Source organism: Streptomyces sp. NRRL WC-3605 (genome assembly GCF_001509795.1).
GTDB classification, from domain to species: domain Bacteria; phylum Actinomycetota; class Actinomycetes; order Streptomycetales; family Streptomycetaceae; genus Streptomyces; species Streptomyces viridochromogenes.
In genome coordinates this window covers 23270-48568 of the sequence record NZ_LLZN01000002.1, presented here as the reverse complement: position 1 = coordinate 48568, position 25299 = coordinate 23270, and the positions used below count along the sequence as shown (strand labels likewise).

Annotated in this window: 18 protein-coding genes; 13 read left to right on the top strand and 5 right to left on the bottom strand. The window is 73.2% G+C overall.

Translation table 11 applies throughout. The features are described 5' to 3' along the window. The first annotated feature begins 32 nt into the window (after positions 1 to 32). From ADL34_RS02260 to ADL34_RS02240, 5 genes are all read left to right on the top strand, one after another. On the top strand, positions 33 to 416 hold the full coding sequence (locus ADL34_RS02260) for a ferredoxin (RefSeq protein ID WP_062669865.1): 384 nt from the start codon (positions 33 to 35) through the stop codon (positions 414 to 416). Positions 417 to 522: 106 nt separating this feature from the next. Continuing rightward, positions 523 to 1698 (top strand): acyl-CoA dehydrogenase family protein, encoded by a 1176-nt coding sequence (locus ADL34_RS02255; protein ID WP_062669695.1) that lies wholly within the window; start codon positions 523 to 525, stop codon positions 1696 to 1698. A gap of 9 nt (positions 1699 to 1707) precedes the next feature. Beyond that, positions 1708 to 2550 carry an oxygenase MpaB family protein gene (locus ADL34_RS02250; RefSeq protein ID WP_062669693.1) on the top strand — a complete coding sequence of 281 codons (843 nt, stop codon included), beginning with the start codon at positions 1708 to 1710 and terminating at the stop codon, positions 2548 to 2550. A gap of 55 nt (positions 2551 to 2605) precedes the next feature. After that, positions 2606 to 4825 (top strand): serine/threonine-protein kinase, encoded by a 2220-nt coding sequence (locus ADL34_RS02245; protein WP_062669691.1) that lies wholly within the window; start codon positions 2606 to 2608, stop codon positions 4823 to 4825. A gap of 54 nt (positions 4826 to 4879) precedes the next feature. Then, complete coding sequence (locus tag ADL34_RS02240) at positions 4880 to 6460, top strand: phytoene desaturase family protein (RefSeq protein ID WP_062669689.1); 1581 nt, start codon at positions 4880 to 4882, stop codon at positions 6458 to 6460. A 7-nt stretch (positions 6461 to 6467) separates the two neighbouring features. On the opposite strand, the gene ADL34_RS02235 is transcribed toward ADL34_RS02240, so the two are convergent. After that, positions 6468 to 8213: a serine hydrolase domain-containing protein gene (locus tag ADL34_RS02235; RefSeq protein WP_062669863.1), complete on the bottom strand. Its 1746-nt coding sequence runs from the start codon at positions 8211 to 8213 to the stop codon at positions 6468 to 6470. 198 nt (positions 8214 to 8411) lie between these two features. On the opposite strand from ADL34_RS02235, the gene ADL34_RS02230 reads away from it, so the two are divergent. Both ADL34_RS02230 and ADL34_RS02225 read left to right on the top strand, forming a co-directional pair. Beyond that, positions 8412 to 9521 carry an NAD(P)H-dependent flavin oxidoreductase gene (locus ADL34_RS02230; protein WP_062669687.1) on the top strand — a complete coding sequence of 370 codons (1110 nt, stop codon included), beginning with the start codon at positions 8412 to 8414 and terminating at the stop codon, positions 9519 to 9521. Beyond that, positions 9518 to 11095, top strand: a complete 1578-nt coding sequence (locus ADL34_RS02225) for an acyl-CoA synthetase (RefSeq protein ID WP_062669685.1) — start codon at positions 9518 to 9520, stop codon at positions 11093 to 11095. Before ADL34_RS02230 ends, ADL34_RS02225 begins: the two co-directional genes overlap by 4 nt. A 55-nt stretch (positions 11096 to 11150) precedes the next feature. Here ADL34_RS02225 and ADL34_RS02220 read toward each other — a convergent pair whose 3' ends face one another. Then, a complete protein-coding gene (locus tag ADL34_RS02220) occupies positions 11151 to 13565 on the bottom strand; it encodes a penicillin acylase family protein (protein WP_062669683.1) in 2415 nt (804 codons plus the stop codon). Between the two features lie 113 nt (positions 13566 to 13678). On the opposite strand from ADL34_RS02220, the gene ADL34_RS02215 reads away from it, so the two are divergent. Further along, on the top strand, positions 13679 to 15184 hold the full coding sequence (locus ADL34_RS02215) for an acyl-CoA synthetase (protein ID WP_062669681.1): 1506 nt from the start codon (positions 13679 to 13681) through the stop codon (positions 15182 to 15184). 21 nt (positions 15185 to 15205) lie between these two features. Here the strand turns inward: ADL34_RS02215 and paaK are convergent, their stop codons facing one another. Next, positions 15206 to 16501, bottom strand: coding sequence for a phenylacetate--CoA ligase PaaK (paaK, locus tag ADL34_RS02210; protein ID WP_062669678.1), 1296 nt, complete (start codon positions 16499 to 16501; stop codon positions 15206 to 15208). A gap of 195 nt (positions 16502 to 16696) precedes the next feature. Between paaK and ADL34_RS02205 the strand changes: the two genes are divergently transcribed. Further along, positions 16697 to 17545 (top strand): alpha/beta fold hydrolase, encoded by an 849-nt coding sequence (locus ADL34_RS02205; RefSeq protein ID WP_062669676.1) that lies wholly within the window; start codon positions 16697 to 16699, stop codon positions 17543 to 17545. Here the strand turns inward: ADL34_RS02205 and ADL34_RS02200 are convergent. After that, positions 17533 to 19338 (bottom strand): hypothetical protein, encoded by a 1806-nt coding sequence (locus ADL34_RS02200; RefSeq protein ID WP_062669674.1) that lies wholly within the window; start codon positions 19336 to 19338, stop codon positions 17533 to 17535. The two genes, ADL34_RS02205 and ADL34_RS02200, sit on opposite strands and share 13 nt — an antisense overlap. Before the next feature lie 126 nt (positions 19339 to 19464). Beyond that, positions 19465 to 21099, bottom strand: coding sequence for an acyl-CoA synthetase (locus ADL34_RS02195; RefSeq protein ID WP_062669672.1), 1635 nt, complete (start codon positions 21097 to 21099; stop codon positions 19465 to 19467). A gap of 177 nt (positions 21100 to 21276) precedes the next feature. Between ADL34_RS02195 and ADL34_RS02190 the strand changes: the two genes are divergently transcribed. Genes ADL34_RS02190 through ADL34_RS02175 form a run of 4 tightly spaced genes read left to right on the top strand, consistent with a single transcriptional unit; the run spans position 21277 to position 25241 of the window. Then, a complete protein-coding gene (locus tag ADL34_RS02190; RefSeq protein ID WP_062669670.1) occupies positions 21277 to 22077 on the top strand; it encodes a crotonase/enoyl-CoA hydratase family protein in 801 nt (266 codons plus the stop codon). 13 nt (positions 22078 to 22090) lie between these two features. Further along, on the top strand, positions 22091 to 23032 hold the full coding sequence (locus ADL34_RS02185; RefSeq protein ID WP_062669668.1) for a Zn-ribbon domain-containing OB-fold protein: 942 nt from the start codon (positions 22091 to 22093) through the stop codon (positions 23030 to 23032). Beyond that, positions 23029 to 24078 (top strand): thiolase domain-containing protein, encoded by a 1050-nt coding sequence (locus tag ADL34_RS02180; RefSeq protein ID WP_062669666.1) that lies wholly within the window; start codon positions 23029 to 23031, stop codon positions 24076 to 24078. The genes ADL34_RS02185 and ADL34_RS02180 overlap by 4 nt, the downstream gene beginning before the upstream one ends. Continuing rightward, positions 24075 to 25241, top strand: a complete 1167-nt coding sequence (locus tag ADL34_RS02175) for a thiolase domain-containing protein (protein WP_062669664.1) — start codon at positions 24075 to 24077, stop codon at positions 25239 to 25241. The genes ADL34_RS02180 and ADL34_RS02175 overlap by 4 nt, the downstream gene beginning before the upstream one ends. The last annotated feature ends 58 nt before the right edge of the window (positions 25242 to 25299 follow it).

Here is a 25299-nt window from a genome sequence, read left to right as displayed (position 1 = left end):
TGACGCCGTACGGGCGGGGCTACCCGGCCACCGTGACATCGACGGCATCGCAGCAAGAACTCGTCCGGTTCCTGGAGGACCGGTTCACCTGTGCGCAGGCCTGCACGGAGTGCGCCCGGGCGTGCGCCCTGCGCGCCAGCCTCGTCGACCCGGACGCGGCCGAGGACCACGAACTGCTGCGCCGCAAGGGCATCCTGTGCGCCGAGGTCTGCGACGCGACCTGCCGGATGCTGTCCGACCACGGCCACTTCGACGAGGACGCCGAGGACACGCTGCGCATGCAGCTGGAGTGGACCCGTACGGTCTGCCTGGAGAGCGCGCACGTCTTCGAGCGGCACCCGGAGGCGGAGGAGACCGCCCTGGCCTGCCGCGCGTGCGCCCGGGCCTGCACCGACTTCATGGCGCTGCTCGTCTGAGACCCGCCCCTCGCACGGATCGCGGGCCCTCCTTGCCATTCCCTATTTCTGGAACACGTTCTACGGTGTGCGCCGTCAGGACCAGCCCTGGGAGCCTGGAGGCGCCGTGCACCTCGCATACACGCCCGAGCAGCAGCGGCTGCGCAGCGAACTGCGCGCCTACTTCGCCACGTTGGTGCCGGACAACCCCATCCCGCCCGGCGACCACGCCGCCCAGAAGCGGCACTACCGGGCCACGATCCGGCGGCTCGGGGCGGACGGCTGGCTCGGCGTCGGCTGGCCCGAGGAGTACGGCGGACGCGGACTGACCGCCGTCGAGCAGTTCGTCTTCTTCGACGAGGCCGCGCAGGCCGGCGTCCCGCTGCCGCTCATGGCGCTCAACACCGTCGGGCCGACGATCATGCGGTACGGCACGGACGAGCAGAAGGCGTTCTTCCTGCCGAGAATCCTCTCGGGCGACATCGACTTCGCCATCGGATACAGCGAACCCGAGGCCGGCACCGACCTGGCCGCGTTGCGCACCCGCGCGGTCCGCGACGGCGACCACTACGTCGTCGACGGGCAGAAGATCTGGACGACCAACGGCGACACCGCCGACTGGGTGTGGCTGGCGGTGCGCACCGACCCGGACGCCCCGCCGCACAAGGGCATCACCATGCTCCTGGTGCCGACCAGCGACCCCGGCTACTCCTGCACCCTCATCCACACCCTCGCCTCCCACGACACCACGGCCAGCCACTACGAGAACATCCGCGTTCCCGTCTCCCGCCGCGTCGGAGAGGAGAACCAGGGCTGGCGCCTGATCACCAACCAGCTCAACCACGAACGCGTCACCCTCGCCGCCCACGGCACCATGGCCGTCCGCGCCCTGCACGACGTCCAGCGCTGGGCCATGGAGACCAAGCTCGCCGACGGCCGCCGGGTGATCGACCTGCCCTGGGTGCGCCGCCGCCTCGCGCAGACGCACACCCGCCTCGACGCCCTCAGGCTGCTGAACTGGAAGATGGTCAGCGCCGTCGAGGACGGCAGCCTCACCCCGCAGGACGCCTCCGCCGTCAAGGTCTACGGCTCCGAGGCCCGCCGCGACGCCTACGCCTGGCTGATGGAGGTCACCGCCGCCCCCGGCGCCCTGAAGGAGGGCTCGGCGGGCGCCGTCCTGCGGGGCGAACTGGAACGCGGCTACCGCTCGGCCGTCATCTTCACCTTCGGCGGCGGCAACAACGAGATCCAGCGCGAGATCATCGCCTGGATCGGGCTGGGGATGCCGCGGGTGCGGCGTTAACCTGCCGGTATGGGCGATCCCGGGCTGTTCACGCCGCACTCGGTCACCTGGCAGCTGCACGGCGACCCCATGATGTGGGTCGCCGGCATCCGTGCCCTCTACCTCCAGGCACTGCACCCGCGCGCGGTGCGCGGTGTCCTGCAGAACTCCGACTTCCGCCGGGATGCCTGGGGCCGGCTGCTGCGCACCGCCGACTTCGTCGGCACCACCACCTACGGCACCACGGAGGCCGCCGAGAAGGCCGGCGCCCGGGTCCGGCGGATCCACAGCATGCTCGGCGCCACCGACCCCGGCACCGGCGAGCGGTACGGGGTCGACGAGCCCGCGCTGCTGCTGTGGGTGCACTGCGCCGAGATCGACTCCTACCTCCAGGTCGCCCGCCGCTCCGGCTTCCCGCTCACCGACGCGCAGGCCGACCGGTACATCGCCGAACACCGGGTCAGCGCCCGCCTGGTGGGCCTGGACCCCGACTCCGTACCCGGCGACCGGGAGGAGATGGCGGCGTACTTCGAGACCGTGCGTCCCGAGCTGTCCTGCGGACCCGAGGCACGCGTCGTGGACGACTTCCTGCTCCGTCCGCCGACGCACCCCCTGCTCGTCCCGGCGCGCGAGGTGCTGTGGCGGCGCGTGGCCCGGCTCGCGTACGCCGCTCTGCCGCCGTACGCCCACGACCTGTACGGACGGCCGGCCCCGGAACCCGCCGTCGTCACCCGCCGGTTGCGTGCCACGGGCACCGTGCTGCGCCGTGTTCCCGCACGTCTGCGCTGGCAACTCCCGCCCAAACACATCCTGCGCGCCATGGACCGGCTCGGCCCCGGCGCCCGCCCGGCACCGTACAAACTCGGGCGATAGCCCGCCATACTGGACGAGCCGGGAGGGCGGACCATACGGGGGGCGAGCGCGGCAGATGGGGGAAAGCAGGCTGATCCAGGGCCGGTACCGGCTGCTCGAACCGATCGGGCGGGGCGGTATGGGCGAGGTCTGGAAGGCACGGGACGAGTCCCTGGGCCGGCGCGTGGCCGTCAAGTGCCTCAATCCGCTGGGGCCGCACCACGACCCGTCCTTCATGCGGGTCCTGCGGGAGCGGTTCCGCCGGGAGGCCCAGGTCGCGGCCGCGCTCCAGCACCGCGGGGTCACCGTCGTCCACGACTTCGGCGAGGCCGACGGCGTGCTGTTCCTGGTGATGGAACTGCTGGAGGGCAGCAACCTCAGCCAGCTCCTGGAGGACAACAAGCACCACCCGCTGCCCGTCGCCGACGTCGTCGACATCGCCGAGCAGGTCGCCGCCGCCCTCGCCTACACCCACCAGCAGGGCATCGTGCACCGCGACCTCAAACCGGCGAACATCATGCGTGTCGCCGACGGCACCGTGAAGATCTGCGACTTCGGCATAGCCCGCCTCGCCCAGGACGTCGGGTTCACCTCCCGGCTCACCGGCACCGGTGTCGCGATGGGCACCCCCCACTACATGTCGCCGGAGCAGATAGGCGGCGAGGACGTCGACCAGCGCAGCGACCTGTACTCCCTGGGCTGTGTGCTGTACGAGATCGCCACCGGCGTCCCGCCGTTCGACCTCGACGACCCCTGGGCGGTCCTCGTCGGCCACCGCGACACCCCGCCCCGGCCGCCGCGCGGCCACCGCGCCGACCTCCCCGAGTACCTGGAGCGCGTCATCCTCGACCTGCTCGCCAAACGCCCCGAGGAACGCCCGCCCGACGGACGCGAACTGGGCCGCCGCATCAGCCTCGGCCGCACCACACCGGCGTACGTGCCCACGATGGTGACCGCCCGTCCGCCGGCCGACCCCGAGCGGCCCGCCGGCCGCGCCCCCCGCCTGCCGTCCTGGACCCGGGGCATGACCACCGGCCACAAGGCCACCGGCACCGGACCGCGCAGCACACCCCCGGACGCCGCGGCCGGTCTCACCGGCGAGTGGATCCCGCGGCCCTCCGGCGCCGCGGGCGCGAAGCCCGTTCCCTCGGCGGGCACGCTCACCGCGCTGGCCGGACGGCACGACGCCGGGCTGAGCCTGGGCCGCGTCGGCCGCTGGACGGAGGCCCGTGAGGTGCACCGGGCGGTGGCCGCCGAACGCGAACACCTCCTCGGCCCCGACCACCCCGACACCCTCGCCAGCCGCTACGAACTGGCCTTCACCCTCAGCCGCACCGGCCGCGCCGCCGACGCGCTGCGCGAGTACAAGCACGTCGCCCGCGCCCGCAGCCTCGCGCTCGGCGCGGACCACCCGGACACGCTCGCCGCCCGCCAGGAGATGGCCTACGTCCTGGGCCAGTTGGGCCGGCACGTCGACGCCCACCAGGTCTACGCGTCGGTGCTGGCCGACCGGGTGCGCGCGATGGGCGCCGACCACCCCGACACCCTGCGCTGCCGCCACAACCTCGCCTTCAACCTCAGCAGACTCGGCCGGCTCGAGGACTCCCACCGCATGGCCGAGGAGGTCGCCGCCGCCCGCGCCCGCGTCCTCGGCCCGGACCACCCCGACACCCTGGTCACCCGCTACGAGGTCGCCTACGCGCTCGGCCAGCTCGGACGCTGGACGGAGGCGCTCCAGACCTACCGCGAGGTCGCCGACGCCCGCGCCCACACCCTCGGCCCGGACCACCCCGACACCCTCGCCGCCCGCTACGAGGTCGGCATCAGCCTCGGGCGGCTCGGCCGCGGCGCGGAGGCGCTCCAGCTCTACCGCGTCCTCGTCGACGACCGCACCCGGGTGCACGGCCCAGCCCACCCCGAGACCCTGCGGGCCCGCCACGGCCTCGGCGTCAACCTGGGCCGGCTGGGCCGCTGGGAGGAGGCGCTCGCCGAGGCCCGCGACGTGTGCGCGATCCGCGAGCGCGTCCTCGGCGCCGACCACCCGGACACCCTGGTCAGCCGTCGCGAGGTCGCCGTCGGCCTGGGCTGGCTGGGCCGCTGGCCGGACGCGCTGTCCGAGTACCACCGGGTGGCCGAGGCCCGGGAACGCGTCCTGGGCGCCGGCCACCCCGACACCCTCGCCAGCCGCAACGACGAGGCCCACTGCCTGGACCAGCTCGGCCGCGCCACGGAGGCGGCCGAGCTGTACCGCCGGGTGGCGGTGCTGCGCCGGCAGCGGGTGGCCGAGGGCCGGTGACCCGGGCGCGCCCCAGCCCTGGCCGCAGTGGATCACCCCGTGTTACCAAGGACCATGCCTGCACACGACGCACGCCCGGGACACCGCACCTACGACGCCGTGATCGTCGGCGGAGGTCACAACGGCCTGGTCGCCGCCGCCTATCTGGCCCGGGCCGGACGGTCCGTGCTGGTGCTGGAGCGGCTCGGGACCACGGGCGGGGCCGCCGTGTCCACGCGCCCCTTCGCCGGGGTCGACGCCCGGCTGTCGCGCTACTCCTACCTGGTCAGCCTGCTGCCCGACAAGATCGTCCGGGATCTGGGGCTGAGCTTCCGGGTCCGCAAGCGGGACGTCTCCTCGTACACGCCGGTGGAGCGGGACGGACGGCCCACGGGGCTGCTGGTCGGCGGTGGACCGGAGCGCACCCGGGAGGCGTTCGCCCGGCTCACCGGAGGCGACCGCGAGTACGAGGCGTGGCAGCGCTTCTACGGCATGACCGGCGAGGTCGCCCGGCGCGTGTTCCCGACCCTCACCGAACCGCTCCCGAGCCGCGACGAGCTGCGCCGGCGGGTGGCGGACGACGACGCCTGGCGGATGCTCTTCGAGGAGCCGGTCGGGGTCGCGATCGAGGAGCGGTTCAAGGACGACCTGGTGCGGGGCGTCGTCCTCACGGACGCCCTCATCGGCACGTTCGCCGACGCCCACGACGCCTCGCTGAAGCAGAACCGCTGCTTCCTGTACCACGTGATCGGCGGCGGCACCGGCGACTGGGACGTCCCCGTCGGCGGCATGGGCGCGCTCACCGACGCCCTGGCCGCGGCGGCCCGCGCGGCCGGCGCCGATCTGGTCACCGGCCACGAGGTCGTGCGCGTCGACACCGACGGGCGCACCGCCGAGGTCACCTACCGCACCGCGGACGGCGAGGGTGTCGCCGCCGCCCGCCACGTCCTGGTGAACGCCTCGCCGCAGGTGCTGGCCGCCCTCACCGGCGACCCGGCCCCGGCGCCCGCCGAGGGCGCCCAGCTGAAGGTCAACATGCTGCTGAAGCGGCTGCCCCGGCTGCGCGACACCTCCGTCGACCCTCGTGAGGCGTTCTCCGGCACCTTCCACATCGCCGAGGGCTACGGCCAGCTCGCCGCCGCACACGCCCAGGCCGCCGCCGGGGAACTCCCCGGCGCGCCGCCGTCGGAGATCTACTGCCACTCGCTGACGGACCCGACGATCCTCGGCCCTGACCTCGTCGACCAGGGCCACCAGACGCTCACCCTGTTCGGCCTGCACACCCCCGCCCGGCTGTTCGAGCGGGACAACGACGCGGTCCGCGAGGACCTGCTGAAGTCCACGCTGGCCCAGCTGGACGCCCACCTCGCCGAACCGCTCGCCGACTGCCTGGCGACCGACGCGGACGGACGTCCCTGCATCGAGGCGAAGACGCCCCTCGACCTGGAGCGGGACCTGCGCCTGCCCGGCGGCAACATCTTCCACCGGGACCTGTCCTGGCCTTACGCCGACGAGTCGACCGGCCGCTGGGGTGTGGAGACCCGCCATGCGAACGTCCTGCTGTGCGGCGCGGGAGCCGTGCGCGGGGGAGGCGTGAGCGGTGTGCCCGGCCACAACGCCGCCATGGCCGTGCTGGAGGCCGGCGACAGGGCGTGACGGCGCGTCAGTCCCGCGACGCCGTCCAGCCGGTGGCCGTCAGCCGTGCGGCGTCCGCGGGCCGTGACTCGTCGAACAGGACCCGGTGCGCTCTCTCGACCCGCAGCCCGTCCACGTACGCGCCCCGGCCCACGTACAGCCGGTCGGTGGTGTAGCGCCAGCGCACCCGCAGCGCGGGGGCGGCGGGCAGTGGCGCGGTCAGCCGGTGCCAGGCCCGCCCCGACCAGCCGGTGGCCGTGCCCGCCGGGTGCTCCTCGTCCCCGTCGCCCTTGCGCGCGGCCGTGAACGGCAGCGGCTTCCAGGTGGCGCCCTCGTCCGTGGACGTCTCCAGCGCGAGGACGTCCGCCGCCGGCTCGGTGTCCCACCACACGGCGCAGGTCAGCCGCGCGCCGCCGCGCGAGGTGTCGAGCGCGGGGAGCGCGAGCGTGGCGGTCGTGGCGCTGGCCATGCCGGAGAACCACGCGGTACGGCCGTGGGCCGGGCGCACCGGCACCGCGCGCGCCATGTTGTTGCCGGCGGCCACCCGGGGCGCCGACCCGGACCGCCAACCGCGCACCGGGTGCACGGAGTTGCCCAGGACGACGAGGAAGGAGTCGGTCGTCGGGTCGAGGACCAGCGAGGTGCCCGTGAAGCCGGTGTGGCCGGCCGTGCGGGGGGTGGCCATGGCTCCCATGTACCAGTGCTGGTAGAGCTCGAAGCCGAGGCCGTGCTCGTCCCCGGGGAAGGCGGTGTTGAAGTCCGTGAACATCAGCTCCACGGAGTCCGGCGACAGGATGTGCGTCCGGCCGTAGGAGCCGCCGTTGAGCAGGGTCCGGCCGAGGACCGCGAGGTCCCAGGCGGTGGAGAACACCCCGGCGTGGCCCGCGACGCCGCCGAGGCTGAAGGCGTTCTCGTCGTGCACCTCGCCCCACACGAGGCCCCGGTCCAGACCGGACCAGGGCGTGCGGGCGTCCTCGGTCGCCGCGATCCGCGGTTTCCACGAGGCGGGCGGGTTGTAGCGGGTGTGCCTCATCCCGAGGGGGCCGGTGATCTCGTCGTGGAGCAGGGTGTCGAGGGTACGGCCCGTGATCTTCTCCAGCACCAGCTGGAGGGAGATCAGGTTGAGGTCGGAGTAGAGGTAGGTGCTGCCGGGCGGGTTGAGCGGCGCCTCGTCCCAGATGAGCTGGAGCTTCCCCTCGTGGGTGGGGGCGCTGTAGAGCGGGATCCAGGCCCGGAACCCGGAGGTGTGGGTGAGGAGCTGACGGATGGTGATGTCCTGCTTGCCGGCCCGCCCGAAGTCCGGGAGGTAGGAGGCGACCGTCGCCTCCAGGCCGAGCGTGCCGCGTTCGATCTGCTGCACGGCGAGGATCGAGGTGAACAGCTTGGAGACGGAGGCCAGGTCGAAGACGGTGTCCTCGGTCATCGGTATCTGCTGCTCGGCGGGGAACTCCACGCCCGTGTCGGTCTTCTCGTCGTACGCCTGGTAGCGCACCGCCATGCCGATCGGCTCGTGCAGGGCGACCGTACCGCCGCGCCCGGCCAGCAGGACCGCGCCCGCGTACCAGGGGTGCTGCGGCGAGGGGCCGAGGAACGCCTCGGCGTCGGTGACGAGCCGGCGCAGCGCGGAGGAGAGGAGGCCGGCGCGCTCTGGGGAGCCGTGCCGCAGGGTGCCGGCGCGGCCCGTCGCGGCGGCCGCGGGGACGGCCGGGAGAGGGGCGAGCGCGAGCGCGCCGCCCAGGGCCATGACGCCCTTGCCGAGTTGACGTCGCGTCATGCCTGCGTTGCCGTCCGCCACCGAGGGCCTCCCGCCATCCGGATGAAAGTATCTTTCGTGATCGCCGTGCCGGGTGAAACTTTCCTGTCAGAACGGGGTCATGTCAACGGTGTGTGCCCATCCAATGACACCGAAAAGATCTGACGGTGTATCAGAAAAAGCCTTCCGTCGTCCGGACGACTGCGGCATCCTGCGCCCATGCAGACGGAGTTGAGCACCACCCTGGGAGTCGAGCACGCCGTCTTCGGCTTCACGCCGTTCCCCGCCGTCGCCGCGGCCATCAGCCGGGCCGGCGGCTTCGGGGTGCTCGGCGCGGTCCGCTACACCGCCCCGGACGACCTCGCCCGCGACCTCGACTGGATCGACGCCCACGTCGGCGGGCTGCCCTACGGCCTCGACGTCGTCATGCCCGCCGCCAAGGTCGAGGGCGTCGGCGAGACCGATGCCGAGGCCATGATCCCGGCCGGGCACCGGCAGTTCGTCCAGGACACCCTCGCCAAGTACGGCGTACCCGAACTGCCCGCGGGGGAGGCCGCCGGCTGGCGCATCACCGGCTGGATGGAACAGGTCGCCCGCCGCCAGCTCGACGTCGCCTTCGGCCACCCCATCGCACTGCTCGCCAACGCCCTCGGCTCCCCGCCCGCCGACGTCGTCGCCCGCGCCCACGAGCAGGGCGTGCTCGTCGCCGCCCTCGCCGGAAGCGCCCGCCACGCCCGCAAGCACAGGGACGCCGGAATCGACGTCGTCGTCGCGCAGGGCTACGAGGCGGGCGGCCACACCGGTGAGATCGCGTCCATGGTGCTCACCCCGGAGGTCGTGGAGGAGGTCCACCCGCTGCCGGTCCTCGCCGCCGGCGGCATCGGCAGCGGACAGCAGGTGGCCGCCGCGCTCGCGCTCGGCGCCCAAGGCGTGTGGCTGGGCTCCGTGTGGCTCACCACCACCGAGGCGGACCTCCACTCGCCCGCCCTCACCCGCAAGCTCCTCGCGGCCACCTCCTCCGACACCGTCCGCTCCCGCGCCCTCACCGGCAAACCCGCACGTCAGCTGCGCACCGACTGGACCGACGCCTGGGACGACCCGGACGGCCCCGGCACCCTGCCCATGCCCCTCCAAGGGCTCCTGGTCGCCGACGCCGTCTCCCGCATCCAGCGGTACGAGGTGGAACCCCTGCTCGGCACCCCGGTCGGGCAGATCGTCGGCCGGATGACCACCGAACGCAGCGTCCGGGAGGTCTTCGACGACCTCACGCGGGGCTTCGAACGGGCCGTCGACCGCCTGAACCGCGTCGCGGGCCGGAGCGGACGATGACCGGCGGGCCCGCGGCACACGCGGAGAACAAGGCGCCCGTCGGCTTCTGGGCACAGGCCGCCGCCGAACCCGGCCGCACCGTGCTCGTCGCCCCCGACGGCGAGCGGTGGACCGCCGGACGGCTGCACGCCGACGCCAACCGTCTCGTGCACGGCCTGCGGGCCGCCGGCCTGGAACGCGGCGACGCCTTCGCCGTCGTCCTCCCCAACGGCGCCGAGTTCCTCACCGCCTACCTCGCGGCCGGACAGGCCGGCTTCTACCTCGTCCCCGTCAACCACCATCTCGTCGGCCCCGAGATCGCCTGGATCGTCGCCGACTCCGGCGCCAAGGTGCTCGTCGCGCACGAGCGGTACGCGGACGCCGCACGCCAGGCCGCCGACGAGGCCGGTCTCCCGCCGGCCCACCGGTACGCGGTCGGCGCCGCCGAGGGATTCCGGCCCTACCCCGAACTCCTCGACGGGCAGCCGGAGTCAGCGCCCGCCGACCGCACCCTCGGCTGGGTCATGAACTACACCTCGGGCACCACCGGCCGCCCGCGCGGCATCCGCCGCCCCCTGTCCGGCAGGGCGCCCGAGGAGGCCCACCTGGGCGGCTTCCTCGGCATCTTCGGCATCCGGCCGTTCGACGGCAACGTCCACCTCGTGTCCTCGCCGCTCTACCACACCGCCGTGCTCCAGTTCGCGGGCGCGTCCCTGCACATCGGCCACCGGCTGGTGCTGATGGACAAGTGGACCCCCGAGGACATGCTCCGCGCCATCGACACCCACCGCTGCACCCACACCCACATGGTCCCGACCCAGTTCCACCGGCTGCTCGCCCTGCCCGAGGAGACACGGGCCCGCTACGACGTCTCCTCCATGCGGCACGCCCTCCACGGCGCCGCGCCCTGCCCCGGGCACGTGAAGCGGGCGATGCTCGACTGGTGGGGTCCGTGCGTCGAGGAGTACTACGCGGCCAGCGAGGGCGGCGGGACCTTCGCGACCGCCGAGGACTGGCTGAAGAGGCCCGGCACGGTCGGCCGGGCCTGGCCGATCAGCGAGATCGCCGTCCTCGACGACGACGGCAACCGGCTCCCGCCCGGCGAACTCGGCACCGTCTACCTGCGGATGGACACCGGCGGCTTCAGCTACCACAAGGACGAGGCCAAGACCCGTGCGAACCGCGTCGGCGACTTCTTCACCGTCGGCGACCTCGGCCTCCTCGACGAGGAGGGCTACCTCTTCCTCCGCGACCGCAAGATCGACATGATCATCTCGGGCGGCGTCAACATCTACCCCGCCGAGATCGAGTCCGTGCTGCTCTCCCACCCCGCCGTCGCCGACGCCGCCGTCTTCGGAGTCCCGCACGACGACTGGGGCGAGGAGGTCAAGGCCGTCGTCGAACCGGCCCCCGGCCACGACCCCGGCCCGGACCTCGCCGCCGCCGTCCTCGCCCACTGCGCCGAACGGCTCGCCGGCTACAAGCGGCCCCTCAGCGTCGACTTCGTCGCCGAGATGCCCCGGGACCCCAACGGCAAGCTGTACAAACGGCGGTTGCGCGACCCGTACTGGCAGGGCCGTGCCCGCCCCGTGTGAGACGGCACGGCCCCGCCCCGCGCCCGGCCAGGACGCGCGGCGGGGCCGTGGCCGCTCAGCGCTCGCGCACCCGCACGATCCGCAGCGCGGGCGACGCCAGGACGTCCTTCTCGCAGAACCGCGCCGTCACCCACCTCTCACCCGAGAACAGCCGCGTCTGGTCGCTGAAATGCGGCGACTTCGCGTTCGACGACTGCGCGTACGTCAGCAGCGTCCGCGCCACCGGGCAGCGGCTGCCGTCCCAGCCGACCGCCTGGATGTGGCTGGAGCCGGTCGTCACCTCGGTGTAGCCGCCCTGCGCCGGGTTCCACACCGGCTCGACCTTGTTCCACACCCCGAGCTGCTCGGTGCCGCCCGGAACGGCGATGCGCTGCCCGTTCCGTACGACGAACTGGTGCTCGCCCAGCCGCGAGTCCAGCGCGACGCCCGCGCCCCGCAGCTCGGCCACCGTGTCCGCGAGCGCCCTCGCGAACCCGGGCGCGCCGGTGTTGAGGGTGTTCGGCGTGCGCACCGGATCCGCCGCCGAGAAGGGCACCTTCCACCGCTCGGCCGACGGCACGGAGGTGTTGAACTTGCGCCAGAACCGGTCGAACAGGAGGGCGCCACGGCTGCCGGTGTCCATGGTGCGGTCCCACTTCGCGAGCACCCGGCAGGCCTCCGACACGTCGACCGCCGTGCCGTCGCCGCCCGTCGCCGTGCCGCCCGGCAGCGCGGCGCACGCCGTCGCCACGTCGGCCGCCGCCAGATCGGCGGCGGGCACCCGGTTCGCGAACTGCTGCCGCTGAAGGTCCCGTACGGTCAGCGAGCCCTTGCGCGCCATCGCCGCCACGTCCTCGACGGCACCGCGCGTACGCAGCGACCGCTGGGTGCCGACCGTGCCGAAGATCCGCTCGTACCCGGTCAGCGGCCGGTCGGCGTTGGCGAGCCAGGCACTGTCGTTGGAGTTCTCCACGTACGGAGCGTCCTTCAGCGTCGGCATCCGCTTCGGTCCGAACGTCCCCGGCTGGACGGCGTCGGCGTCCCGGCCGAGCGCACAGTCACCGCGGGAGCCGTCGAGGACCGCGAGGCCCGCCGCCGGATAGGTGGCCTTCCCCAGCGGGGTGGAGCAGCGCGCCGCCAGCTCGTCGGTGATCCGGGGCAGCACCTGCGACTGGCTGAACAGCGAGTGCCCCGAGGAGTCTGCGGCGATGGTGTTCACCCACGGCAGACCCTGGTGCCGGGACAGGGACTTCAGCACGTCGGCCGTGCTCCGGGCCTTGCCGAAGCCGAGCGAGGTGTCGGCGAACCGCATGTTCGCGGCGTTCGGGTCGTGCAGCGCGAACGCCGTCGTCGCCGTCCAGGGCAGCGGGGGGTTCCCGGTGGGATCGGCGACGACGGGGCCGTACCGGGTCCACCACTGGGTGCGGGTCACCGGGGCGGCGCCCTTGACCGGCACCGTCACGGTCCGCTTCGTCATCCGCTCGCGCCGGCCGTCCACGAGGTAGACGGTGGGGTCGGCGGGATCCAGCGTGAGCTGGCGCAGGGCGAACGGCACACCCGTCGACACGGTGTGGCTCCACGCCACATGCGCGTTGTAGCCGATGGAGATCGTGGGGGAGCCCAGCAACGACCCGCCCGCGACGTCGAGTTCACCGGGGATGGTCTGCTGCGACTGCCAGAACCGGCGGCCGCCCTGCCACGGGTAGTGCGGATTGCCCAGCAGCAGACCGCGTCCGCTCGCCGTGGTGTCGCCCCGGAAGGCCACCGCGTTCGACCCCATGGCGGCGTCGGCGGTCCGCTGCCGCACGGCCCGGATCACGGCGTCGGCGTCCGGCGCGGCGCTCTTGGCGCCGGCGGCGGCACCGGTGGGCGGCTGTGCGGCCGTGATGTCGTCGACGGAACCGCCCTGGCCACCGAGCACCGCGAAGGCGTAGAAGCGGGCCACCACGTCCAGCGTGGTCACCGGCCGCACCCACGCGGCCCCCTTGCAGGCCGGGTCGGTGACACGGTTCTGCCGCAGCCACGCGTTGTACCCGGAGGCGAAACCGCGCAGCAGGTCGGAGACCTGACGGCTCGGGCCGAGCGGCGCGGGCCGCGCGAGCAGCTTCTCGACCGTCCGCGTCTGGCGCACCCCGCGGAAGTACAGGTCGCTGGAGAGGTTCGTGCCCGCCGACGACAGCGAGAAGTCGGTCGCCGCGTCCGGTCCGAGGAACCGGGAGCGCTCGCCGCGCACGGTCAGGAACCCGTCGGCGAGGGTGCACACCTGGTCGGCGGCCTGCGCCCAACCGGTGCCGAAACCCAGGGACTTGTAGTTGCCGGCGACGATATGGGGGATGCCGTACTCGGTGTAGCGGATCTCGGCCGACAGGCCGCCGTGCGAGGGGTTGTCGTGGCGGCCCGGCCGTTCGGCCGCGGCGGCCGGCAGGGCCGCGGTGGCGGTGAACAGGACGGTGGCCGCGGCGGCCAGTCGTCTCAGACGGGTGGTGCGCATCGTGCCTCCCGACGTCGTTGAGGGAAGGAGCGGTTGAGCGTACCTACTGGTCGGTGCAATCGACCCCCCGGATGCTTGACCTGTCCCCGGCGGCGCACCGAGGATCATGAGTCATGACGCAGGGACAGGGCAGCACGGTTGACGGGGTGCTCCGGCGCAGCGCCCACCGCACCCCGGCACGCACGGCGGTGGAGTACGGCGACCGCTCGTGGACGTACGCCGAACTCGACGACGCCGTCTCGCGCGCGGCGACCGTCCTGCTCGGCCAGGGCCTCGCCCCCGGCGACCGGGTCGGCGCCTACGGCCACAACTCGGACGCCTATCTGATCGGCTTCCTCGCCTGCGCCCGCGCGGGCCTCGTCCACGTCCCGGTCAACCAGAACCTGACCGGCGACGACCTCGCCTATCTCGTGCACCAGTCCGGCAGCGCGCTGGTCCTCGCCGACCCCGGCCTCGCCGCCCGGCTGCCCGAGGGCACCCGGACCCTGGCGCTGCGCGACGCCGACGACTCCCTGCTCGCCCGGCTCGCCGGCGCGGAGCCCTACGACGGCCCCGAGCCGCGCACCGAGGACCTGGTCCAGCTCCTCTACACCTCCGGGACGACGGCCCTGCCGAAGGGCGCGATGATGACGCACCGCGCGCTCGTCCACGAGTACCTGAGCGCCATCACCGCGCTCGACCTCAGCGCGGGCGACCGCCCCGCGCACTCCCTGCCGCTGTACCACTCGGCGCAGATGCACGTCTTCCTGGTGCCCTACCTCGCGGTCGGCGCCACCAACATCATCCTGGACGCCCCCGACGGCGACCGGCTCCTGGACCTGATCGAGGCCGGCCGGGTGGACAGCCTGTTCGCCCCGCCCACGGTGTGGATCGCCCTCGCGGGCCGCCCCGACTTCGCCGACCGCGACTTGAGCGGGCTGCGCAAGGCGTACTACGGCGCCTCGATCATGCCGGTGCCCGTCCTGGAGCGGCTGCGCGAACGGCTCCCGAAGCTGGGCTTCTACAACTGCTTCGGGCAGAGCGAGATCGGCCCCCTCGCCACCGTCCTCGCGCCGGACGAGCACAAGGGCCGGATGGACTCCTGCGGCAGGCCCGTGCTGTTCGTGGACGCGCGCGTGGTCGACGAGGACGGCAAGGACGTGCCCGACGGCACGCCCGGCGAGATCGTGTACCGCTCCCCGCAGCTGTGCGAGGGCTACTGGGACAAGCCCGAGGAGACCGCCGCGGCCTTCCGGGACGGCTGGTTCCGCTCCGGCGACCTCGCGGTGCGTGACGCGCACGGCTACTTCACGATCGTCGACCGGGTGAAGGACGTCATCAACTCCGGTGGCGTCCTGGTCGCCTCACGGCAGGTCGAGGACGCCCTCTACACCCACGGGGCCGTCGCCGAGGCCGCCGTGATCGGGCTGCCGGACGACCGGTGGATCGAGGCGGTCACCGCGGTCGTCGTGCCGCGTGGCGAGGTCAGCGAGGCGGAGCTGATCGAGCACACGCGCGAGAAGCTCGCCCACTTCAAGGCCCCGAAGCGGGTCGTGTTCGTGGACGAGCTCCCGCGCAACGCCAGCGGCAAGATCCTCAAGCGCGAACTGCGCGACCGGTTCGCGAGGGAGACCGCCTAGAGGTCACCGAGGTCACCGAGGTCACTTGGAACGCAGGTCCACGATCCGCCGGATCTTGCCCACCGAGCGCTCCAGCGACTCCGGCTCGACGATCTCCACGGTGACCGAGACCCCGATGCCGTCCTTCACGGCCGCCGCGATCGACCGCGCGGCGGCGTCCCGGACCTCAGGCGACGCGTCCGGACGGGCCTCGGCCCGCACGGTCAGCGCGTCCATCCGGCCCTCCCGGCTCAGCCGCAGCTGGAAGTGGGGGGCCACGCCCGGCGTGCGCAGCACGATCTCCTCGACCTGGGTGGGGAACAGGTTGACCCCGCGCAGGATGACCATGTCGTCGCTGCGCCCGGTGATCTTCTCCATCCGCCGGAACACCCGGGCCGTGCCCGGGAGCAGCCGGGTCAGGTCCCGGGTGCGGTACCGGATGATGGGCATGGCCTCCTTGGTGAGCGAGGTGAAGACCAGCTCGCCCTCCTCGCCGTCGGGCAGCGGCTCACCGGTGACCGGGTCGACGATCTCCGGGAAGAAGTGGTCCTCCCACACATGGAGGCCGTCCTTGGTCTCCACGCACTCCTGGGCCACGCCCGGACCGATGACCTCGGACAGCCCGTAGATGTCGACCGCGTCGATCGCGAAGCGCTCCTCGATCTCGCGCCGCATCTGCTCGGTCCACGGCTCGGCCCCGAAGATCCCCACCCGCAGCGACGTCCCGCGCGGGTCGACGCCCTGCCGTTCGAACTCGTCGAGCAGCGTCAGCATGTACGACGGCGTCACCATGATGATCTCGGGCTTGAGGTCCTGGATCAGCTGCACCTGGCGGGCGGTCATGCCGCCGGACGCGGGGATGACCGTGCAGCCGAGCCGCTCGGCCCCGTAGTGCGCGCCGAGCCCGCCGGTGAACAGCCCGTAGCCGTACGCCACGTGCACCTTGTCGCCCGGCCGCCCGCCCGCCGCACGGATCGAGCGGGCCACCATGTCCGCCCACAGGGAGAGATCGCCGTCGGTGTAGCCGACGACCGTGGGCCGCCCCGTGGTGCCGCTGGAGGCGTGGAGACGGCGGATACGGTCCTGGGGCACCGCGAACATCCCGTACGGGTAGTTCGCGCGCAGGTCGGCCTTGGCCGTGAAGGGGAAGCGGGCCAGGTCGGCGAGCGAACGGCAGTCCTCCGGCCGTACCCCGGCCTTGTCGAAGGACTCCCGGTAGAACGGCACGTTGTCGTACGCGTGCCGCAGCGAGGCCCGCAGCCGCTCCAGCTGGAGCGCCCGCAGCCCCTCCAGGTCGAGGCGTTCCCCCGCGTCCCGCAGGTCCGTCACATCCGTCATAGGGAGATCTCCCACCAACCGCACCAATCCGGACGACCGATCATTCGGTCTGGGTCTTTCGGGATCAGTAATTCAGGCGGTGCGTGATCAGGCAAGGGGGTCGGGCGGATTTTTGAGCCCCTGAGAACGGCCGTCGTCGCCGGCGCCCCCGCATCACCTTGCGGGCGGGCGCGTGCCACGACCATGATCGGGCCCATGCCCACCCTGCGCGCCACCGACGGCACCGAACTCGCCTACCACCTCCGAGGGGAGGGCGAACCGCTGCTCGTCCTGCCGGGCGGACCGATGCGGGCCTCCGCCTACCTGGGCGACCTGGGCGGGCTGTCCGCGCACCGGCGCCTCGTCCTGTTCGACCTGCGCGGCACCGGAGCCTCCGGGACACCCGCCGACCCCGCCACCTACCGCTGCGACCGGCTCGTGGACGACGTCGAGCGGCTGCGGGAGCACCTGGGGCTGTCCCGCGTGGACGTGCTCGGCCACTCGGCGGGCGGCAGCCTCGCGCTCCTGTACACCGCCCGGCATCCCGAGCGGGTGAACCGGCTGGCGCTGGTCACCGCGACCCCGTGGGTCCTGGGCATGCCGGCCACGGCCGAGGAGCGCCGGGCGGCCGCGCGGCAGCGGGAGGGCGAGCCCTGGTTCGCCGAGGCGTACCCCCTGTTCGAGCGGTGGCTGACCGGGGACGGCGACTTCGACCCGGCCATCGCCCCCTTCTTCTACGGCCGCTGGGACGACGCCGCCCGGGAGCACGACGCCCGCGCCGAGGACGAGTCGAACGACGAGGCCGCCGAGGTGTACTTCTCCGAGGGTGCCTTCGACCCGGCGGCCACCCGTGCCGCCCTGGCCCGTGCGACGGCCCCGGTCCTCGTCCTCGCGGGCGGAGCAGACGGCGGCCCCAGCCCCGCCCTGGCCCGGCGTACGGCGGCCGCCCTGCCGGGCGCCGAACTGGCCGTGCAGCCCGGCGCCGGGCACTACCCGTGGCTGGACGACCCGGTGTGGTTCGTCCGGCGGATCAGGGCCTTCCTGGAGGCCGGTCAGCGGCCCTGAGGGCCGTACGCCGTCAGGAAGCGGTCCCGGAACCGGTCCATGCCCCAGGTCGGGGCGTCGTCGGCGGGCTTGAGGCCCGGCGTCCAGTCCCAGCCCTCGATCCGCTCCAGGACCTTCGGGTCCCGGGCCACGATCGTGACCGGCACGTCCCTGTTCGTGCTCCCTCCCGTGACCGTCGGGACGGGCTGGTGGTCGCCGAGGAAGACCAGCACCGTGTCGTCGGTGCCGTAGCGCTCGACCCACTCGGTGAGGCTCTGCACCGAGTACTCGATGGCACGCCGGTATTCGGTGCGCACCCGGTCGGAGTCCTTCCAGACCTGCGCCGGGTCGGTGCCCTTCTTCTCGATCCCGTCGAACACCGATCCGTCACCGAGGTCGTCCCAGTCGACCATGCGGGGGATCGGCGACCACGGGTTGTGGCTGGAGGCGAGGATGATCTCCGCCATGATCGGGTCGCGGTTCTTCTTCCCGTGCTCCAGCCGCTGGAACGCCTCCAGGCTGAACTGGTCCGGCACCGGCGACCAGCTGAAGTACGGGCCCTGGTACCCCAGGTGTTCGGAGTCGTAGATGTGGTCGAGGCCGAAGTACTTGCCCTCGGGCCAGGCCTTGCGGACGCCGGGGACGATGCCGACCGTCCGCCAGGCCCCGGTCTTCTGGAAATAGCTGGTGAGGGTGGCGCGGTCGCTGGTGGTCAGGGACCGGTAGCGCTGCTGGTTCTTCACCCACAGGCCCGACAGGAACGTGGAGTGGGCGAGCCAGCTGCCGGCGCCCGTCACCGGCGACCTGAGCCAGCCGCTGCGCGCGGAGAAGCCGGCGGCCTTCAGCCGGGCGTCGCCCGCCCTGAGCGTGGCGTCGACCGCCGGTCCCATCTTCGGGTCGTCGATGGCGACCCGGCCGTAGCTCTCGATGAAGGTGAGCATGACGTCCTTGCCGCGCAGCCCGGTCAGCAGCTGGTCGGACGGCGTCCTGGCGTAGGCGTCGGCGGTGAGCTGCTTCTCGAACACCTCGGCGTCGGCGAGGCCGTCGCGGACGTACTGCACACGGTTCGACAGGTACTGGGCGTAGCCCTTGGTGGCGAACGTGACGCCGCCGGACTGCACCCCCAGGGTGAAGCAGATGATCCACACGACGCCGAGGACCAGCGTGGAACGTGCGGCCACCCGGCGGTGGCGGGCCAGCACGTCCGCCAGCCGCAGCATCGCGAGCCCGCTCAGGACCAGCACGGCCACGGCCAGGGCGACGACCCCGATCACCGCCAGCGCCTCGCCCGTGCGGCCGAGCGAGTCCTTCAGGAAGTCCGCGGCGTCCGCGAGCAGCACCCAGTCGAAGACCAGGTCGAACGGCCGGGCCAGGGTCTGCCGGAAGCCCATGTCGAGACACTTCAGGACGGCCGACATCCCGAGGAACACGCCCAGGACGGCGGCCGTGATCCGCCGCGGCCGCGGCGGCAGCGCGAGCAGGAGGCCCGCGAGGAACAGCGCTTCGACGGGGAGGCGGAAGAACGACTCGACGGGCATCCGGTCGAGCCGGTTGGGCACGATCAGTACGACGTACACCAGCACGGCGGCCAGCACGGTCGTGCCCAGCCACACCCCACGGGCAGTCCGCGGGAAACGCCGGCGCCAGCCGAACCAGCCGCCGGGGGAGGGTGAGGGATCCTGCGCGTCCGGTTCCTGTACGCCGGATTCGGAGTCCTTGCCGGGCTCCTCCGTCGCCGTCACGTCGGGGTCCGGGCTCCCGTCGGCGTCCGCGTCCGTGTCCGGCAGCTGGCGAGAGGGCGTGAGGTGCGACACCCGAAGTCCTTCCGTGCGGTTTCCCTGCTGGTACGGCGGACCGGGCCCGTGGGTCGGGACCGCCTCCCTCGCGTACGGCGCGCCCCCGCCGTCCGTTCAGATCCGCAGGTCAATCGCGGGCAAAGACTACGCCCCACGTCCCGTCCGATCGGCGGTCTCCGCCACCTCCCGTGCCCAGCGGTAGTCCGCCTTGCCGCTCGGCGACCGTCGTATCGCGTCCGTGATCACCAGCTGCCGGGGGATCTTGTACCCGGCGAGACGGGTGCGGCAGTGGGTCTGGACGTCCTCCAGGGACGGCCGCGGCGCCCCGTCGCGCACCTGCACCACCGCGGCGACATGGCTGCCCCACCTCGCGTCCGGCACCCCGGCCACCAGGGCGTCGTAGACGTCGGGGTGGGACTTGAGTGCCTGCTCGACCTCCTCCGGGTACACCTTCTCGCCCCCGGTGTTGATGCACTGCGAGCCGCGGCCCAGCACGGTCACGACCCCCTCCTCGTCGACCGTGGCCATGTCGCCGAGCAGCACCCAGCGTTCGCCGTCCCTCTCGAAGAACGTCTCGGCGGTTTTCACCGGGTCGTTGTAGTAGCCGAGCGGCACATGGCCGCACTGCGCGACCCGGCCCACCTCGCCCGCGCCGACCGGCTCCCGGGTCACCGGGTCCACCACCCGGGTACGGGAGTTGACGCGGATGCGGAAACCGCGCTCCGGACCGGAGTCCGCCGTCGCCGTGCCGTTGAAGCCGGACTCGGAGGACCCGAAGTTGTTCAGCAGCAGCGCGTTCGGGACCAGTTCCTGGAACTGCCGCCGCACGGTGTCGGACATGACCGCGCCGGAGGACGACACACTGAACAGGGACGAGCAGTCCGTGCCCTTCAACGGCCCGTCGAGCGCGTCCACCAGGGGCCGCAGCATCGCGTCGCCGACCAGGGACACGCTCGTCACCCGCTCCCGCTCGACCGTGCGCAGCACCTCCTCCGGCACGAACCGGCGGTGGATCACCACGCGCTGTCCGAAGCCGAAGCCGATGAACGCCGTCAGGGTGGACGTCCCGTGCATCAGCGGGGCCGTCGGGAAGAACGTGATGCCGTCACCGCTCGCGACGACCCGCTCGGCGAGCTCCTGCGGCCTGCGCACCGGCTCCCCGGTCGGCGCGCCGCCGCCCAGGCCGGCGAAGAACAGGTCCTCCTGCCGCCACATCACGCCCTTCGGCATCCCGGTCGTGCCGCCCGTGTAGACGATGAACTGGTCGTCGCCCGACCGGGCCGGGAACCCGCGCTCCGGCGACCCGGCGGCCTCCGCGTCGGCGAAGGGCACGGCGGCCGTCGCGGCGGCGCCCGGCCCGGCCCGGCCCACCCGCACCAGATGCCGCAGCGCCTCGACGCCGGGCAGCGCTGCGGCCACCCGCTCGGTGAACTCGGCGTCGAAGACCAGGGCCACCAGATCGGCGTCCCGGTACAGATGGACCAGTTCCTCCTCGACGTAGCGGTAGTTGACGTTGACGGGGACGATCCGGGCCTTGAGGCAGCCCAGCACCGTCTGCAGGTACTCGACGCCGTTGTACAGGTGCAGGCCCAGGTGCTCGCCCGGACGGATGCCGCTGTCGATCAGGTGGTGGCCGATCCGGTTGGCGGCGGCGTCCAGCTCGGCGTAGGTCAGACGGCGTTCGGCGCCCGAGCGGGGGTGGTCGAGGTACACGAGCGCCTCACGGTCCGGGACCGCGTCGACGACCGACTCGAACAGGTCGGCGAGGTTGTACTCCACCGCTCCTCCTGACCTCGGCTGGGCCTGGCTGTGTGACGGTTCGCCGGTCATCAGAGCAAAGGGCGGCACAAGTGGGAACCCTCCGCGCAAAAGAATCTGACTGTCTGTCAGAAAACCCTTGAAGTGCTCCGTCGCCTCCTGCAACCTGTTCTCGTTCCGGCAGAGGGGAGAGGGCTCATGGGCGGCACCGAACACCTCACCGTGCGGCGCGAGGGCGCCACCCTCGTGCTCACGCTCGACCGGCCCGAGGCGAGGAACGCCCTGTCGCTGCCCATGCTCGTCGGCCTCCACGACGGCTGGGCCGAGGCCGACGCCGACGACGCGATCCGCTCGGTCGTGCTCACCGGAGCGGGCGGCGCCTTCTGCGCCGGCATGGACCTCAAGGCCCTCGCCGGTGACGGCATGGCGGGGGAGGGGTACCGCGACCGGCTCAAGGCCGACCCCGACCTGCACTGGAAGGCCATGCTGCGCCACCACCGGCCGCGCAAACCGGTGATCGCCGCCGTCGAGGGGCACTGCGTCGCGGGCGGCACCGAGATCCTCCAGGGCACCGACATCCGGGTCGCCGGAGAGTCGGCCGTCTTCGGGCTGTTCGAGGTCCGGCGCGGCCTGTTCCCGATCGGCGGTTCCACCGTGCGCCTGCCCCGTCAGATCCCCCGCACCCACGCCCTGGAGATGCTGCTCACCGGACGGCCCTACAGCGCCCGCGAGGCCGCGGCCATCGGCCTGATCGGGCACGTCGTGCCCGACGGCACCGCCCTCGCGAAGGCCCTGGAGATCGCCGACCGCGTCAACGCCTGCGCTCCGCTCGCCGTGGAGGCCGTGAAGGCGTCCGTGTACGAGACGGCCGAGATGACGGAGACCGACGGCCTCGCCGCCGAACTCACCCGCGGATGGCCCCTCTTCGACACCGCCGACGCCAGGGAAGGCGCCCGCGCCTTCGCGGAGAAGCGGCCACCCGTCTACAAACGCGCCTAGCGAGGGAGTCACCGTGCCGGACGTCCTGAAAGCCCCCCTGGTCGTCGAGTTCCCCTTCACCCGCTCCCTCGGACCCGTGCAGAGCGCCTTCCTCACCGGCCTGCGCGAACGCGTCGTCCTCGGCGTGCGCACCACCGACGGCCGCACCCTCGTCCCGCCCGTCGAGTACGACCCCGTCACCGCCGACGAGATCCGCGACCTCGTCGAGGTCGCCCCCACCGGCACGGTCACCACCTGGGCCTGGAACCATGCCCCCCGCCGCGGCCAGCCCCTGGCCACCCCCTTCGCCTGGGTGCTCGTCCGCCTCGACGGCGCCGACACCGCCCTCCTGCACGCCCTCGACGCCCCCGGCCCCGACACCGTGCGCACCGGCATGCGGGTCCGCGTCCGCTGGGCCGCCGAACGCTCCGGCGCCATCACCGACATCGCCTGCTTCGAGCCGTACGACGGCGCGGCCGCCGAACCGGACGGCCACCGCGGCGACTTCGCGGACCCGGTGACCGGCATCGTCGCCCCCGCCCGCCTCGACTACACCTACACGCCCGGCCGCGCCCAGACCGCCCACCTCGAAGCCCTCGCGGAGCGGCGCATCGTCGGCGAACGCTGCCCCTCCTGCCGCAAGGTGTACGTCCCGCCCAGAGGCGCCTGCCCCACCTGCGGCGTCGCCACGTCCGAACAGGTCGAGGTCGGCCCCCGCGGCACCGTCACCACCTTCTGCGTCGTCAACATCAAGGCGCGGGGCCTCGACATCGAGGTGCCGTACGTCTACGCCCACATCGCCCTGGACGGCGCCGATCTCGCCCTGCACGGCCGGATCGGCGGCATCCCCTACGACCAGGTGCGCATGGGGCTGCGCGTCGAACCCGTATGGACCGGGGGCGCGCGCCACCCCGACCACTACCGGCCCACCGGCGAGCCCGACGCGGACTACGACACCTACCGGGAGCTGCTGTGAACCGCGAGATCGCCGTCGTCGCCTTCGCCCAGACCGACCACCGGCGCGCCGGCGAGGAGCTGTCCGAGGTCGAGCTGCTGATGCCCGTCCTGCACGACGTGCTCGCGCGCACCGGACTGCGCACCGCCGACCTCGACTTCGTCTGCTCCGGCTCCAGCGACTACCTCGCCGGCCGCGCCTTCTCCTTCACCCTCGCCCTCGACGGCGTCGGCGCCTGGCCCCCGATCTCCGAGTCGCACGTCGAGATGGACGGCGCCTGGGCCCTGTACGAAGCCTGGACCAAGCTGCTCACCGGCGACGCCGACACCGCCCTCGTCTACGCCTACGGCAAGTCCTCCCCGGGCTCCCTGCGGGACGTCCTCACCCGCCAGCTCGACCCCTACTACGTCGCCCCGCTCTGGCCCGACTCCATCGCCCTGGCCGCCCTCCAGGCGCAGGCCCTGATCGACGCGGGCGAGGCGGACGAACCCGCGCTCGCCGCCGTCGCCGCCCGCGACCGGGAGAACGCCGCCGGCAACCCGCACGCCCAGCTGCGCGGCCCCGTCCCGCACGGCGACCACGTCGTACGGCCCCTGCGCAGGGGCGACTGCCCGCCCGTCGGCGACGGCGCCGCCGCGGTGATCCTCGCGGCGGGGGAGCGGGCCCGCGCCCTGGCCGCACGCCCCGCCTGGATCCGCGGCATCGACCACCGCGTCGAGGCGCACGCCCTGGGCGTACGCGACCTGACCGACTCGCCCTCCACCCGGCTCGCCGCCGAACACGCGGGAGCCTTCGAACGGCCCGTCGACACGGCCGAACTGCACGCGCCGTTCACCTCGCAGGAGATCGTCCTGCGCAAGGCGCTGCGGCTCGACGGCACCGTCCGCGTCAACCCCTCCGGGGGCGCCCTCGCCGCCAACCCCGTCATGGCCGCCGGGCTCATCCGCATCGGCGAGGCCGCCGCCCGCATCCACCGCGGCGCGTCCGACCGGGCGCTCGCGCACGCCACGTCCGGCCCCTGCCTTCAGCAGAACCTGGTCGCCGTACTCGAAGGGGATCCGCGATGAGCAAGGAACCCGTGGCCGTGGTCGGCGTCGGCCAGACCAAGCACGTGGCGGCCCGCCGGGACGTCTCGATCGCCGGACTCGTCCGGGAGGCCGCCCGACGCGCCCTGGACGACGCCGAGTTGACCTGGGCCGACGTCGACGCCGTGGTCATCGGCAAGGCGCCCGACTTCTTCGAGGGCGTGATGATGCCCGAGCTGTACCTCGCCGACGCCCTCGGCGCGGTCGGCAAGCCGCTGCTCCGGGTGCACACCGCCGGGTCCGTCGGCGGGTCCACCGCCCTCGTCGCCGCCACCCAGGTCGCCGCCCGCGTCCACCGCACCGTGCTCACCGTCGCCTTCGAGAAGCAGTCCGAGTCCAACGCGATGTGGGGGCTCTCCCTGCCGATCCCCTTCCAGCAGCCCCTGCTGGCCGGCGCCGGCGGCTTCTTCGCCCCGCACGTGCGCGCCTACATGCGGCGCAGCGGCGCCCCCGACGGCATCGGCTCGCTCGTCGCCTACAAGGACCGGCGCAACGCGCTGAAGAACCCGTACGCCCACCTCCACGAGCACGACATCACCCTGGAGAAGGTCCAGGCGTCGCCGATGCTGTGGGACCCGATCCGCTACTCCGAGACCTGCCCCTCCTCCGACGGCGCCTGCGCCATGGTCCTCACCGACCGGGCCGGCGCGGCCCGCTCGCCCCGGCCGGCTGCCTGGGTGCACGGTGGCGCGATGCGCAGCGAGCCGACCCTGTTCGCCGGGAAGGACTTCGTCTCGCCGCGGGCCGGACGCGACTGCGCGGCCGACGTGTACCGGCAGGCCGGCGTCACCGACCCCCGCCGCGACATCGACGCCGTCGAGATGTACGTGCCGTTCTCCTGGTATGAGCCGATGTGGCTGGAGAACCTGGGCTTCGCCGCCGAGGGCGAGGGCTGGAAGCTCACCGAGGCCGGCGTCACCGAACTCGACGGCGACCTGCCCGTCAACATGTCGGGCGGCGTCCTGTCCACCAACCCGATCGGCGCCTCGGGCATGATCCGCTTCGCCGAGGCGGCCCTCCAGGTACGCGGGCAGGCCGGGGAACACCAGGTGGACGGGGCCCGCCGGGCCCTCGGGCACGCCTACGGCGGCGGCTCGCAGTTCTTCGCGATGTGGCTCGTGGGCTCCGCCCCGCCGGACGCGTGAGCGGCACCCCCGTGCGACGGCGGCGACCGTTGGCACAAAGGTCCGCCTCACGTGGCCT